Source organism: Vibrio parahaemolyticus, from assembly GCF_900460535.1.
Lineage (GTDB): Bacteria > Pseudomonadota > Gammaproteobacteria > Enterobacterales > Vibrionaceae > Vibrio > Vibrio parahaemolyticus.
Map to the genome: position 1 here is coordinate 934231 of NZ_UHIL01000002.1, position 13646 is coordinate 947876.

Below are 13646 nucleotides of genomic sequence, written 5' to 3' on the forward strand. Positions count from 1 at the left end.
TCTATGCCAACTTGAAAGCACTTAGCTGATGCTTCAGCTCCATCGCTTCAGCTTGGTAACCGGAAACAATCTGGTTCAAGTCATCAGCGTGCTGACCCGTTTTGTGCGCGATGCTCGCCAGTACGTCGATATCTTGGTCGATGGCTTCACATGCTTTAGATTGCTCAATGGTTGAGTGCGTAATGGTGCTGATGTGATTGTTCACGTGTTCGATGCTGCTTTCGAGTAAAGACACACTCTCATTCACTTGTTGCACTGATTCAAACGTGTCGTCACTGGCTTGTTTGCTCTTCGCCATGCTTTCTACTGAGAAACGGGTTTTCTCGCCAATTTGGTCCAACAGTTTGCTGATGTTCTCGGTAGCTTCTTGGCTGCGCTGCGCCAAATCACGCACTTCAGAAGAGACAACCGCGAAGCCGCGACCATGCTCGCCCGCACGAGCGGCTTCGATTGCTGCGTTAAGGGCTAATAAGTTGGTTTGTTCAGAAACGCTGTTGATGGTCTCGACAATTTGGCCAATGCTCTGCGTGTCGTTCGCCAACTCTGCCATGCATTGTTCAGTGGCGTTGATTTGCTCCAACAAGCTTTGTACGGAGCGGTAAGACAATTCACTTTGGGTCTGGCAGTCGACCACTTTGTTATTCATGGTTGTGGTGTCACCCATTGCGCGCTCTGCGGACTGAGCGATTTCCACACTCGATTGTGCGAGTTCAGTCATCGCGGTTGCGATGTTGTCGCACTTCGCGATGGTAGAGCGGCTACTGCTATCAAGATCTTGCGCAGATTCAACAATGTTTTGTAGTCGATTTGAGCTCTCGTTATTGGTCTTAGTGACGTCAAACAGCAGCTTTCTGAAGTTAGAGATCAAAGCATTAATGCTGTTCGATATGGAAGCGATTTCATCTTTGCCGCGAGAATCGAGTTCAACCGTCATATCGTGGTGCTCAGACATACTGCGCAGGGTTTGTTTTAGGCGACCAACGCGGCTTCGTAGGCTTGCAACCAACCCCCACACCATCATGATCATAAGCAGAGAAATCACAGTAGTCGCAGCCATCAACAAGTTACGATTTAACGTGGCTTGCTGCGCGGAATGTTCTGCTGCACTGAGCATCTGATCAACCATTTGGTTGCGCAACTGGTTCATGAGACCGATGCGCTCGGTTGCCATAGGAAACCATTCAGTTGCTTGAGGCCCCTGAATGCTGTCTAGGTTGGCACTCTGGTTAAGGAAGGATTGCTGTACTTGCTCAACCTTCTTCCACGCAGGATTGCTTTGGTGCGATTGCAATGACTGTCGATATTGTTCTGGGAATGCAATTTGCGCTTTTCTTGATGCGTAATCACCCGATTGGATGTATCCCTCAATGTTGGAGAACAAAACAGATGTGGCGCTTCCTTTCGCAAATACCCCATTAAGTGCGCCGCGTGCTTGGCCTGCACGCTCTTTCATCACGATTACAGAGATCAACGCATCGCCAAGCGTACCTAGCTCTCGGCTTTGAGTCTGTGCAATCAAAACGTCAATGTTGTCGATGATGAGCTGATTCAGATTGGAGTAATAACCAAAAGGTGCAATTTGAGGCGAAAGGCGATCAACCCCTTGTCGAACCTGATTGAGTCGATTGAGCTGCACTTGGACATCTTGGAGTAAGTCGTAGCTATCGCTGCTGCTAATTAATGGCGTGTTAAGTTGAACCAATGAATTGATCGCGTCATCGACTTTTTTTCTTTGCTGAGTCAGCTTTTGCACGATTTCAGTTTTGCCTTGGCTACCCAGTACGCCGGCTGTTAGTCCACGTTCGACGGCGAGATTATGTGCTAGGTTGTCGTAGTGGGTGATTAAGGTCACTAGCTGCTGATCTTTCAGGGCTTGGTGGGACTGAGTGTTTAAATTGATGGTGTGCTGAACCGCAAGAAAAATAGCAAGTAATAATGGGACGCCTGCAACAACACTGACCATGATATAGAGGGGAAACTGACGAACGAACGCAAACATAGAGCTCTCCTAGGTACCAACCGTGAAATCCATTTACTGAGGTATTTTTCCTCATTAATTAGCAGTATAGGGTAAAAATATGAAAGCTAATGGATAATCATAAAGTAGTAGTTGGTTTTTTGCTGAGAAAGTGATTAGTAGCAATGTAACAAGTGGCATATTTGCATGCTATTGCATTTTGCAAATGCAATTTGCGAAAGTTCTGGTTAATAATGCATCGATATGCACCTGGATCTATTAAAAAACGGCTTTTTTAAAGTTGGCACGCATCGTGCTTTATCTAGAGTGACCCTTATTAAGCCGAGGGTCACCTAGCCAACTGACGTTGTTAGTGAATACACATTGTTCACAAGTATATACCGCCAATCACCTTTCTTGTGATTGGCGTTTTTTCTTTCTAGAGACCGATAATATTCACATTGTCACCCGTCTCGTCCGCTTCCCCGCATTTGCTGTAACAGCTTGGTTGTCTTGGACATACCGCCCCTCTTGAACAAATCAATCTTGCTTGGCTTTGAATGCCGCGTTCTATCCAATTGATATTTAAGATTTTAGCGATCGTAGTTAAGTCTTTTTTGATATGAGGCGGAATAACACTGCTTCCGCCGGAAGCGACACAGAGAGACTTCAACTCTTCCGCTATGGAAACCGCATCACCGCCTTGTGCTGAAATCGCAGGGTTTAAATCTATCCCTGCGCACAACACTCGGTTGTTCCCCGCCGGGTCAAATACGTTGACCGATTCGCAGCAATAAATGCGTGGCTCGTCACCCACATTCAAAATCGAGATTTGCGCAGAGCTCGTATCTAAAGGTTGGGATAGGCGTCTGAATACCGCCCAGTGTTGGCATGGGTCATTCACTTTGCGCATGTTGCCCCAAGGAAGTGGGATGCCATTCCCTCGATACACGGCTTTAAGCTTGCCCGGCCCGTACGCGTCGAAATAGTGCCAATGGGGATATGGTGACACAACGGTCATGCGGCGCATCGCAACGGATGGTGAAACGCCTGCTTTTTTATGAACATCAATTTCGTAACCGGAGCGGTCGAGCAACTGACGAAATGGCACTTTAGGGCAAAGCAGAGCTCCTGCAAAAAAGCTGGACTCAAAGTCTCGCCAAGCTTGCAGAATGTCTTGCGAATTTAGCTCAGAGTTCGACACGGGGCTGTCCATTTGTTCCCAGTTATTCTGATGTCCGATGGAGAGCACGTTATTCATCGCGTCGCTGCTATGCAATACGCGGTGGCCAATGTATACCGATAAGTCGTATTTTAAACGGGTAGGGTAGTCGCGCATCCGTTTGTTGAGATAAATGGTGCCCGGAGGTTCCATGAATGATGTAATCAATTGCTTGGCGTTTACGCCCAATTCATCGATGACATCTTGAGGTGCTCGGTCAACCCAGCGGATATCCAAGCCCATACTTTTGGCAATGTCGATCAAATCCTCAACCGACAAATTAAGGCGCTTCAATCCCACTTCTTCGGCGGCACGTTCTAAATCAGGAAAATGGTTTTGATGGTTCTCTTGGTGCGCGCGGATCAGCAAGTGAGCAAATTGACGACCTGTGATCCCGGTTTGAGACAGCATTTCTGGAATAGCAATCTGAAGAATGTCATTGGAAAACAGGAAGCTCGGTTCTAGCGCCATGCCATTAATCCCGCCTCGATTCCCTTTGTTGGGGGTAATGGCTTCTAATTCGGGCTCATCATCTAAAAACCACGCCGGATCTTTTTGAAAAACTTCTGCGATTACCTCGAGCATATCGATACTCGGGACGCGTTTTCCGCGCTCAATCATCGAAAGGTAAGAAACCGACGGCGCGTACTCAGGATTAATCCTTACACAACGGGCAGACAAATCTTCCATCGTTAAATGGTTGTTTTTTCTTAGGTTACGAATTTTCGTACCAAGAAAATGGGACTGACGAATAAGGCTTTTTGACACAGACATTTTGTAAAATTCACATTGTAAAATTTTTGTTGTGAAATTGTAGTCAATATTTCGCTAGTCTACATAATGAGCAGGCAAGGAAATTAACCATCAACTTCACAGAATTGCCTGAAACTTAAATAAAGGATTTAAGTTTTTACTCTAGGACGAGTTTTTAAGTGCGAGGATATGACGATGAATATGCTGAACTTCGATAAAAAAGAGATGCAACAACAACAACGCCCATTTATCGCTGAAGCCGTATTTGCCGTCGAAGCGGTAAGTGCTGAGCTGCAGAGTGAGAAACAAGTAAAAGCGAAGCAACTACTAGACCGCATGTTCCCATTGGAGAACGGGTCGCACCAAGATGTATCAAGTTACATGATTGATTACCGCCATGTTTTGGCTTATTTCAAAGACGGTACACACAGCGGCCTGAAAAGCCCAAAACACTTCGTGGCGTACACTGGTGAAAAGGAAGATCCAAAATCGATCTTGTTCAAAGATGATTCAGGCAACCACGTAGAAGTGCTGTTTGGTTGCCATAAAGGCACAGGTTGTGTGGAGTTGATGGACATCGATGACATCCAATTGGAAACTCGCATTACGTTCAATCCAGAGCTGACAGGCAATGCGCCAACCGCGATGCGTCATTGGATTAGTCTTATTAAAGGCGACAAGAAAGGCAAACCGATGGCGTGTAGCGAAGACAAAGAGTACACCGCAAAAAATGGTGACGACTATGTTCTTAGCTACTGCTACAGCATTGATTAATCAAATATAAGCCCAAGTAGCCTGCTTTGGGTATGTAGGACGAGAAAGTAGAAACCCCGCGCTAAACAGTGCGGGGTTTCTTTATTTGTTCTAACCGTCTTTACTGTCTTACCAGAGAGGTTAGCTTAGATAGGCATCACTCGGTTTCGACCGAGTTGTTTTGCTTCATAAAGCTGTTTATCGGCTTTGTTGACTAGTGAATCTACGGTGTCACCAACTTCGAACTCTGCCACACCAAAAGAAGCAGTAATGCTATGAACTTGTGTGCCCGATCGTTTATCACGTACGCGCAGCTTTTCAATCATGCGGCGCAGGGTATCTGCATATTGGCGGGCGATTCGTAGGGATTTGTTTGGCACAATTAACGCAAATTCTTCGCCGCCGAAGCGGTACGCACTCACGCCATCGCGACAGCTCTGTTGCAGTCGACGCGCGATCGCTTTCAATACTGTGTCACCAAATAGGTGCCCATAGTTATCGTTGAACGCTTTAAAGTGGTCGATATCCAGCAAGATGAGAGTCATCGCCTGATTAGCGTTAATCAGCATGCTTAAATCAGTATCAAAGGCACGACGATTGTAAAGATTAGAGAGTCCATCAAACAGCGCGTCTTTTTGTACTTCGGCTAATTGATGCTTCAAACGAGAAATTTCTTCACTCGCATTGGTGAGTTGACGGTTTAAGAATTTAGTTGAGTGGCGAATCTCATGAGATTCAGCAACGAGTTGGCGGATCACCACCATCACTTCTTCGATGCTCAAGCTGTTGTCTTCAACTTTTTCTAATTTGTTGAAGCTTTTATCGACCATCGCAGAGAAAGAAGAGGTATCTGACAAAGTATCACTCATGGAGCTCGACACTTCATGCAATAGTACTTCTACGTTGGTTTTGAGATCTTCTAAACTGGTTTCTGCTCTACTGGCCACGTAGTTGTTGTAAAGCTGTTTGTTCGCTGCTGGTGGACAAATACCGTAGTGTTCTAACACTTCGTCCATCTCAAAATTGAGTTCTGGAATGGTTTTGTCTACGTAGGTATACCAAAGCGCGTAGTTTGCGGGGGTGGCAGCTACATGATTTTTGATCATTAGTGGCACCGCTTTTTTTAAGTTAGCGGTCGATTTCTTAAACTCGTCAGTCATTTCTGCGATGTTACTAGCAAAATGGAATTGGATTTAGATTACCGGATATTAACTAATATCGCTTTAATTTTTATCATTTTTGCTTGGTTTATATAAAAAAATGAGCAAATAGCGGTGATATTCATAAATCTGAAATTTGATTTTATAAAATTGCGGTTTAAAAAGTGAACGATTTAGGATGGAAATACGATTTGGCTCTTATGTTCACGGTTCATGCAAAGAGCATGGAAAGCGCTGTAGTTAGTAAGAACGGATGATCCGCTTGCGATGCCGAGCGTAAAACAAATCAGTACATTTAGCTCCTCGCCTAAGGACGTTTTTTGAAAAAGAAAATAGGGCTTTACTGGTTTACGTTTGACCTAAGACTTCACGATAACTCGCTATTGGTTGATGCCTCATCTTTTCTGGATGAATTGGTTTGCTTGTATTGTCGCCCTTCAGTAACTCCTTTTCTCCATCATTTTGCTCAGGAGGCAGCGCTCGGACGAGCTAGGCAGAAATTTATCGATGCGTCTTTGTGCGAACTGAATGACGCACTCGGCCAGTTAGGTCAGGGACTTTGGACGCTAGATATACCCCCGTATCAAGCCCTCAAATATGCCATTCAATATTTGGGTGTCACTCATCTTTATGCAGACGCAATGGCTGGCTCGGATGAACAGAGCATATTGCACAAGCTGCAAGATGAATACCCACACCTTGTCATTGTTCAGCACTCTGTACGCAGTTTGTTCGGCGAAAGCAAGCTGCCGTTTACGTTGCCTGATCTGCCCGAGACTTTTACTCAGTTTAGAAAGTGCGTTGAAGGGATAGACATCACCCACCCAATAGATGCGCCGAGCTACCTACCACCAATGCCAAAAGGCGTTCAACTGCCAACTTTATCCTCTTCTTACTTTGATGAGTCTGCGCTGTTTTCTGGCGGAGAACGGAGTGGTCTTGCGCATTGTCGGCGTTACTTTTCTTCTGGCTTGGCAAGCTCATATAAAGAGACGCGCAACGGACTCGACGGGATGGCGTATTCCACCAAATTTTCACCTTGGCTTGCGCTTGGTTGTGTGTCGCCAAGAATGATTTATGCCATGCTCAAACAGTATGAACAAACCCAAGGGGCGAATGATTCGACTTACTGGATTTACTTTGAATTGTTGTGGCGCGAATATTTTTATTGGTACGCAAGGTGTTATCAACAAAGGCTGTTTCGGTTTGGTGGTATTCGCAATCAACCGCCGTTAACCAGCTTTTATGCGCATCGTTTTCAGCAGTGGAAAAACGGCACCACACCGTATCCCATTGTCAACGCGTGTATGCACCAACTGAATCACACTGGTTATATGTCTAACCGTGGTCGCCAGTTGGTTGCAAGTTGCCTTGTTCATGAACTGGGGCTGGACTGGCGGTATGGCGCGGCCTACTTTGAAACGCAGTTGATTGACTACGATGTCGGCTCGAATTGGGGAAACTGGCAATATTTAGCGGGAGTAGGGGCAGATCCGAGAGGCTCTCGTCAGTTTAATTTGGAGAAGCAGACACAAATGTACGACCAAAATCATGAGTTCATTGAACGATGGCAAGGGCGTGACAGCCGAGCGCAGCAAGACGTTGTCGATATGGTCGACTGGCCAATCACAACTCTGCAAGAAAATGGAGATAAATAAATGCGTTATGACACGGTGCGATTGATTCTCGGCGACCAACTCAACAGCGAACATTCCTGGTTTCAGCAAGCGGATGATGCCGTGCTTTACTTGATTGCTGAGCTCAAGCAAGAAAACACTTACGTTACGCATCACATTCAAAAGGTGTGCGCTTTCTTCTCCGCGATGGCTATTTTCGCTCAAGAGAAGCAAGAACAAGGGCATCATGTTCTGCATCTAACGTTGGATGACACTGCCGCTTTTGACGATCTTGACCAAGTATTGCAGCACTACGTTCGTGAAGTTGGGGCAAGTAAATTTGAGTATCAACGGCCAGATGAATATCGACTGTTGGAACAACTGACCAAGTTGAAATTAGAAGGTGTTGTCAAACGTTGCGTCGACACTGAGCATTTTTTACTGCCTTTTGCAGAAATAGAACAGCAGTTCCCGCAAGGCAAACACGTCATGATGGAGCACTTTTACCGACGGATGCGCAAGCGCTTTGATATTTTGATGCAAGACGGTAAGCCAGTGGGTGAAAAGTGGAATTACGATGCCAACAACCGTAATAAACTGAAAGTGAAAGATATCGAGCAATTACCCAAACCGCTGATGTTTAGCCTGAATGTTGACGAGATTGTAGAGCGACTAACGCGACACAAGATCTCGACCATCGGTTCACTAAATGGTGATTTGTTATGGCCAGTGAATCGCGCTCAAAGCCTATCTTTGCTCGCGCATTTTTGTCAGGTTTGTCTCCCTCATTTTGGTCGGTTTCAAGATGCGATGACGGCGGAGCACGAATCCAAATGGAGTTTGTATCACAGTCGTTTGTCGTTCTCGATGAACAGTAAGTTACTGCACCCCAAAGAGGTAATCGATGCTGCACTTAGTGCGTATCAATCAAACAAACACATCGATATTGCGCAGGTAGAAGGATTCATTCGTCAGATCTTAGGTTGGCGGGAATTCATTCGGGGTGTGTATTGGGCGAATATGCCGCAGTATCCGCAGAAAAATGAGCTCGAAGCATCACGTGATTTACCCGACTACTTTTGGACAGGAAAAACTAAGATGGCTTGTATGCGTAATGCAATAGGCCAGTCTCTCGACTATGCCTACGCCCATCATATTCAGCGTTTGATGGTGACGGGCAACTTTTGTTTGCTCACCGAGATGAATCCTGACCAAGTGGATGCGTTGTATCTCGGCATTTATGTCGATGCGATTGAGTGGGTGGAAATGCCCAATACACGCGGTATGGCATTGTTTGCCGATGGTGGCATTGTTGGCACCAAGCCTTATGCCGCAAGCGGGTCGTACATCAACAAAATGAGCGATTACTGTAAAGGTTGCCACTATGACAACAAGGCGCGCAGTGGTGAAGGCTCTTGTCCGTTTAATAGTCTTTATTGGCGATTTATGGACAAGCATGAAAAGCGACTCGCTACCAATCCACGCATCGGCATGATTTTCCGGTCTTGGGACAATATGGAAGCTTCGCAGCGTCAAGCGATTCTTGAGACGGCTGAACGCTATATCGCGGATTTGGAGCATTTGTGATGAACATTTTGATCGTCGGTGGAAACGGAGGGATTGGTTTGGCGATGGTCAAAGAAGCACTAGTGCGCTTTCCGCTGGCACAAATTCACGCGACCTATCGGCGCACAAAATCCGATTATGAACATTCAACCTTGATTTGGCACCAGGTCGATGTCACGGATGAAGCGCAGGTCAAAAATTTGAGTCACGCGGTTAACAGTATCGATTGGGTGATCAACTGTGTCGGTATGCTGCATACGCCAGACAAGGGGCCGGAGAAAAGTCTCAGTATGGTGGAGCCTGACTTTTTTCTGCAAAACATCGCCGTTAACACCTTGCCAAGCATGTTGCTCGCTAAGTATTTCACGCCACTTTTAAAGCGCAGTGGTGCACCGAAATTTGCGGTTGTATCGGCCAAAGTCGGCAGCATTAGCGACAATCGTCTTGGCGGTTGGTACAGCTATCGAGCCTCGAAAGCCGCGCTGAATATGTTTCTCAAAACCATGTCGATTGAATGGCAACGCACGCTTAAAAATGGCGTGGTCTTGGCATTGCATCCGGGCACGACCGATACCGCGTTGTCTGAACCGTTTCAAGCGAATGTCCCTGAGGGCAAGTTGTTTACGCCAGAGCGCGTTGCCAGTGATTTAATGGGGCAGATAGCAAAAGCCGCCCCGCAAGATAGCGGGGCGTTTTTGACGTATGATGGTGAGCGTTTGCCTTGGTAAGCGTTACGGGTTTTTCTCTGGTTTGCTGCGTCGGCAGCGTTCAGAGCAATAAATCACAGTCTCCCAATTTCGCGCCCATTTCTTGCGCCATGAAAAAGGTCGCTCACAGACGGGGCGCAGCTTTGTTGGTAAGTGCGATTTAAAGCCTTTCATCATACTAATTCTCAAACGCTAACCAGTCCTCATTATTGTTCAAACAAGAACAAATAGTCGCCGTAACCCAATTGTGCCATTTTGCTTACTGGCACAAACTTCATCGCTGCCGAATTCATGCAGTAACGCAGCCCGGTTGGTTTTGGGCCGTCGGTAAATACGTGTCCTAGGTGAGAATCACCAAACTTACTGCGAACTTCTGTTCTAGGGTAAATCAACTTGTAATCGGTTTTTTCGACGATGTAACCTGGGTTGATTGGCTTAGTGAAACTTGGCCACCCCGTACCCGATTTGTACTTGTCGGTAGAAGAAAACAACGGCTCACCAGTTACGATGTCGACGTAAATGCCGGCTTCTTTATTGTCCCAATATTCGTTATCAAACGGGCGCTCGGTACCTTCTTCTTGCGTTACGTAGTATTGCAACTCAGTCAACGTAGACTTGATCTTCGATTGAGACGGCTTGTTGTATGCTTTTATCTTCGACAGCAGTTTTTTCTCATCGATAAGCTGACGCAGTGTTTTCGGATGTTCTTTGCGATCGTCACCAAACACTTCATCCAAGTATTTGTCTCGACCGGATGCGTAACGATAGTACTTGTACTTCAGGCTGCTCTTTTTGTAGTAATCCTGATGGTACGCTTCTGCTGGATAGAATGTCTCAAACTTGATCAACTCAGTTTTAAGCGGTTTTGGATAAACCTTTGCATTGTCGATTTCCATCATAAACTGCTCTGCGATCTGCTTTTGCTCTGCGTTGTGGTAGAAAATAGCAGGTCGATACTGTGGACCTCGGTCGACAAATGATCCTTTATCGTCGGTTGGGTCAATGTGGCGGAAAAAGTAATCGAGTACTTGTTCGTAATTCACCACATTCGGGTCGTATTTCACTTCGATGGATTCAATGTGTCCGGTTTTTCCAGAAGATACTTGGCGATAGGTTGGGTTTTTCACGTGCCCGCCGGAGTAGCCAGACGCCACATCCAAGACGCCAGGAAGCTGTTCTAAGTCCGATTCCGTACACCAAAAACAGCCGCCAGCCAGTGTGGCGATTTCTGCATTCTCTAAAGCCTTCATCTTATCCATCGTATCGGCGGTGCCTGTTTTACTCAAAAGTAGAAACAAGACAGGAAGTGCGAAAGAGAATCCGACCAATAACTTAGATATTTTCTTCATAGCTACCTCAACGTTGTTTTCCGTAGAAAGTGTGACTGAAATAAAAAGTGCTACGTAAATAGAAAGGCAACAGAGCGAAAAAATTACAGCGATTTTTAAAATTCCGTTGCCCTTTTTGATAAGAAAGATACAGTATCGGCACGAAATACACCGCTCAATCGGGCAAAAGTTACACCCAACGAGCGATGCCAAAATGAGGTAAACCATGCAAGCAGAAGTTAAATGGGTCGAAGATTTTAAATTCCTCGGTCACTCAATCGTGATGGATGGTAACGGTGGTGCAACGGCACCAAGCCCAATGGAGATTGTTACTCTTCAGTAATTTAATACCCTTGCAGCACTTGATTTTGAGTTGTAAATGTAATGTTGTCAGGAACCACTCAAAAAGGAGTGGCTCAATCTACTAAGAATGAATCGTACAGGACGTTTATTTAGTTGTTTGTCCCATACAAACGAGCGCCCATGTCTTTCTTTCCAGTTGGTCGTTCTTCTTTATTAGAAAAACCCAAGCAATGGAAAGTAACTTTGTCGCTAAGACCTTGTAGCTTAGGAAGTGATTTGATATTGATGCATAGACAGACAACATGAATTTGTTTGTTGTAGTTACTTGGAAATCTTCCCACTATGTCTTCAATTGTCGTACCAGTATCAATTACTGAGTCGATGATAATAACGTCTTTATCCATAGAAACTAAGTCGATACCACTACAACCCTGATGGTATGTTGAGTATTGACCATCAAAGTTATGGACAAAACCATTTGCAATGAAGTTACCAGAGCGATCCATTGAAATGACTTGATAGTTATCTTTATTGATATCTACCTTTGTGTGGAAAGATCGTTCAATTAACCGACCAATATTAAGGTGACGCTCTCTCAGGTTTGATGGTTTCAAGTCGAAATCAAATTGAGCTTTGTACTTTTCTCTTAATTCTTCACTTTGAGGCAATAAATAGTGATTCAAAAATGTAATATCAGAGAAGCGCTTACTTGCAAATTCACCGTTTTTATCAGTAGCGTTTAAGAGCCCGAAATCAAGATTGTTCTTTAAACAATAATCTTCTGCTTCTTGAAACTCAATTTCAGACAGTTCTTTAAGTTTATTTGTAGTTTTCACATTTCGATAACGTGTTTGATTTATATTGTCACTTGTAATATTTTTATTGATTTGAACGGATGATGCATTAAGAAAAATCAATCCATCACTAACCGAACGGTTTTCAGTAGCCATAGCATGGATTCGGATTCCTTTTTCAATGTTATCTACAAACATATGTCCATCAAAAAATGAATATGTGTTTATTTCTTTATCATTATATAATTGATAGTGGAATTTATTGATAATTTCCTCACGTTTCTGTGTAGAGAGGCTATTGATTTCTTTGATGGATGTATTTTCTTGTTCTAAGAAAGAAAATAAACGAGATGATGTTTGAACTGCTACACCACCCTCGACACTATCAGCAAGAAATTTTGTTGCTGTGGTTTTACCAGAACCCTCTAATCCAACTACGAAGTAAAGCTTGTTATTCATTTGTTATTATTCTCGTTTAAATATTGTATTGATTTAGCAGCTATTCTTTCTAAGTTTCCTGAACTTTGCAGAGCAACCTTAATATTTGATTCTCTGTTTATTGTTGCACATGAATAACAGGCTTCTTTAGGTTTATCATCAGATAGGTAGTTGATAACTTGCTCTGAAGTAGTGCCATCATCAATAAGCAAACCTTGATCATCCCAACCTTTTTTAGCTATTCGAGAGCAACTAAAAATACGGCTGCGTTCTAAAGTAACATCGAACTTTCTATAAAAACATGTTTGCCAATGACGTGAGGTTTCTTCTTTGCTGTTATAAACCTCTGAAAGAAGATCATCCCAGGCATCTTTACGTCTAAAATCAACATTACCTTTAAAATTATGGCCTTGAAGGAAATCAATCCATGCTGATTCGAAAGCATTTGTTTTGATATAGTCACTTATAACAATGCTATCCAAGACGTTAAGTAAGTCAGAAGGTACACCTTTTGGATATAAACCATTTGTTACTAATTCAATTTCATTTGATATGTTCAGCGAACTTATCTTTATAATAGTAGATTTTAGATCTTTAAACAGTGTTGCTTCGCCGCCAGCAATAACAATTTTATTTATTTTTATTCCGCACTTTTTTAAATTTACTAATGCAGATATATGTTCATCTACACCTGATTTATTGTAAGGAGATAATTGGTTAGGAACATTAAAACCACAACCAATGCAATTTAGGTTGCATTGAGAGTTAACCGATATCTCTAACTCTCTAATTATTCCTTCGGAAAATACATTTGCCACTTTCCTTACTCTGGATGTAGAGTTATTTGCCAAACTATTTGTTTGCTTTTCTTGTTTCAAGTTGCTTCCTTACAATGTGATACTTATAGATGAATTTTTTTGGTATTATTGAAATTATATATGAATAACTACGAATATGAATAGGTAAGCTTTAATTAGTTGGTTTTTAATCGATATCATGCCCACATCTGCTGCAAACGTGCTTTGTTGCGTAATTCGAGGGAACTAAAT

The 13646-nt window shown here is 43.9% G+C and carries 11 protein-coding genes and 1 pseudogene; 5 read left to right on the plus strand and 7 right to left on the minus strand.

Features of this window, described 5'->3' with window-relative positions; translation table 11 throughout:
* Nucleotide 1: 1 nt before the first annotated feature.
* Together DYB02_RS21225 and DYB02_RS21230 are read right to left on the minus strand one after the other, a co-directional pair.
* Complete coding sequence (locus DYB02_RS21225; RefSeq protein ID WP_029805178.1) at nt 2-1999, minus strand: methyl-accepting chemotaxis protein; 1998 nt, start codon at nt 1997-1999, stop codon at nt 2-4.
* 397 nt (nt 2000-2396) lie between these two features.
* Complete coding sequence (locus tag DYB02_RS21230) at nt 2397-3953, minus strand: DUF3612 domain-containing protein (RefSeq protein WP_005479975.1); 1557 nt, start codon at nt 3951-3953, stop codon at nt 2397-2399.
* A gap of 174 nt (nt 3954-4127) precedes the next feature.
* Between DYB02_RS21230 and DYB02_RS21235 the strand changes: the two genes are divergently transcribed.
* The gene (locus DYB02_RS21235; protein ID WP_029805180.1) at nt 4128-4706 is read left to right on the plus strand and encodes an aldolase/citrate lyase/malate synthase family protein; all 579 of its coding nucleotides are present in this window, start codon (nt 4128-4130) and stop codon (nt 4704-4706) included.
* Nucleotides 4707-4831: 125 nt separating this feature from the next.
* Here the strand turns inward: DYB02_RS21235 and gefA are convergent, their stop codons facing one another.
* Nucleotides 4832-5845, minus strand: coding sequence for a diguanylate cyclase GefA (gene gefA / locus DYB02_RS21240; RefSeq protein WP_005479978.1), 1014 nt, complete (start codon nt 5843-5845; stop codon nt 4832-4834).
* Between the two features lie 320 nt (nt 5846-6165).
* On the opposite strand from gefA, the gene DYB02_RS21245 reads away from it, so the two are divergent.
* The 3 genes from DYB02_RS21245 to DYB02_RS21255 are packed head-to-tail and all read left to right on the plus strand — an operon-like array spanning nt 6166 to nt 9755.
* The gene (locus tag DYB02_RS21245; RefSeq protein WP_029805182.1) at nt 6166-7503 is read left to right on the plus strand and encodes a DASH family cryptochrome; all 1338 of its coding nucleotides are present in this window, start codon (nt 6166-6168) and stop codon (nt 7501-7503) included.
* Nucleotides 7504-9048, plus strand: a complete 1545-nt coding sequence (locus DYB02_RS21250) for a cryptochrome/photolyase family protein (RefSeq protein WP_029805184.1) — start codon at nt 7504-7506, stop codon at nt 9046-9048. It begins immediately after the preceding gene.
* Nucleotides 9048-9755, plus strand: coding sequence for an SDR family oxidoreductase (locus DYB02_RS21255; protein ID WP_029846646.1), 708 nt, complete (start codon nt 9048-9050; stop codon nt 9753-9755). Before DYB02_RS21250 ends, DYB02_RS21255 begins: the two co-directional genes overlap by 1 nt.
* 3 nt (nt 9756-9758) lie before the next feature.
* Here DYB02_RS21255 and DYB02_RS21260 read toward each other — a convergent pair whose 3' ends face one another.
* Together DYB02_RS21260 and msrB are read right to left on the minus strand one after the other, a co-directional pair.
* Nucleotides 9759-9908: a DUF2256 domain-containing protein gene (locus tag DYB02_RS21260; protein ID WP_161793079.1), complete on the minus strand. Its 150-nt coding sequence runs from the start codon at nt 9906-9908 to the stop codon at nt 9759-9761.
* Nucleotides 9909-9940: 32 nt separating this feature from the next.
* Complete coding sequence (msrB, locus tag DYB02_RS21265) at nt 9941-11083, minus strand: peptide-methionine (R)-S-oxide reductase MsrB (protein ID WP_029804754.1); 1143 nt, start codon at nt 11081-11083, stop codon at nt 9941-9943.
* Between the two features lie 205 nt (nt 11084-11288).
* Here msrB and DYB02_RS21270 point away from each other — a divergent pair.
* Nucleotides 11289-11399 (plus strand): annotated as a pseudogene (locus DYB02_RS21270) (osmotically inducible protein OsmC); the annotation flags it as partial.
* A gap of 115 nt (nt 11400-11514) precedes the next feature.
* Here DYB02_RS21270 and DYB02_RS21275 read toward each other — a convergent pair.
* Together DYB02_RS21275 and DYB02_RS21280 are read right to left on the minus strand one after the other, a co-directional pair.
* The gene (locus DYB02_RS21275; RefSeq protein ID WP_025526343.1) at nt 11515-12618 is read right to left on the minus strand and encodes a phosphoribosyltransferase; all 1104 of its coding nucleotides are present in this window, start codon (nt 12616-12618) and stop codon (nt 11515-11517) included.
* Nucleotides 12615-13475, minus strand: coding sequence for a GTP 3',8-cyclase MoaA family protein (locus DYB02_RS21280; RefSeq protein ID WP_025526344.1), 861 nt, complete (start codon nt 13473-13475; stop codon nt 12615-12617). Before DYB02_RS21280 ends, DYB02_RS21275 begins: the two co-directional genes overlap by 4 nt.
* Between the last annotated feature and the right edge of the window lie 171 nt (nt 13476-13646).

Bases quoted from the DNA above. Each gene is read 5' to 3' on its own strand.
- DYB02_RS21225 (WP_029805178.1), bottom strand. From the start codon at position 1,999: ATGTTTGCGTTCGTTCGTCAGTTTCCCCTCTATATCATGGTCAGTGTT.
- DYB02_RS21230 (WP_005479975.1), bottom strand. From the start codon at position 3,953: ATGTCTGTGTCAAAAAGCCTTATTCGTCAGTCCCATTTTCTTGGTACG.
- DYB02_RS21235 (WP_029805180.1), top strand. From the start codon at position 4,128: ATGAATATGCTGAACTTCGATAAAAAAGAGATGCAACAACAACAACGC.
- gefA (WP_005479978.1), bottom strand. From the start codon at position 5,845: ATGACTGACGAGTTTAAGAAATCGACCGCTAACTTAAAAAAAGCGGTG.
- DYB02_RS21250 (WP_029805184.1), top strand. From the start codon at position 7,504: ATGCGTTATGACACGGTGCGATTGATTCTCGGCGACCAACTCAACAGC.
- DYB02_RS21255 (WP_029846646.1), top strand. From the start codon at position 9,048: ATGAACATTTTGATCGTCGGTGGAAACGGAGGGATTGGTTTGGCGATG.
- DYB02_RS21260 (WP_161793079.1), bottom strand. From the start codon at position 9,908: ATGAAAGGCTTTAAATCGCACTTACCAACAAAGCTGCGCCCCGTCTGT.
- msrB (WP_029804754.1), bottom strand. From the start codon at position 11,083: ATGAAGAAAATATCTAAGTTATTGGTCGGATTCTCTTTCGCACTTCCT.
- DYB02_RS21275 (WP_025526343.1), bottom strand. From the start codon at position 12,618: ATGAATAACAAGCTTTACTTCGTAGTTGGATTAGAGGGTTCTGGTAAA.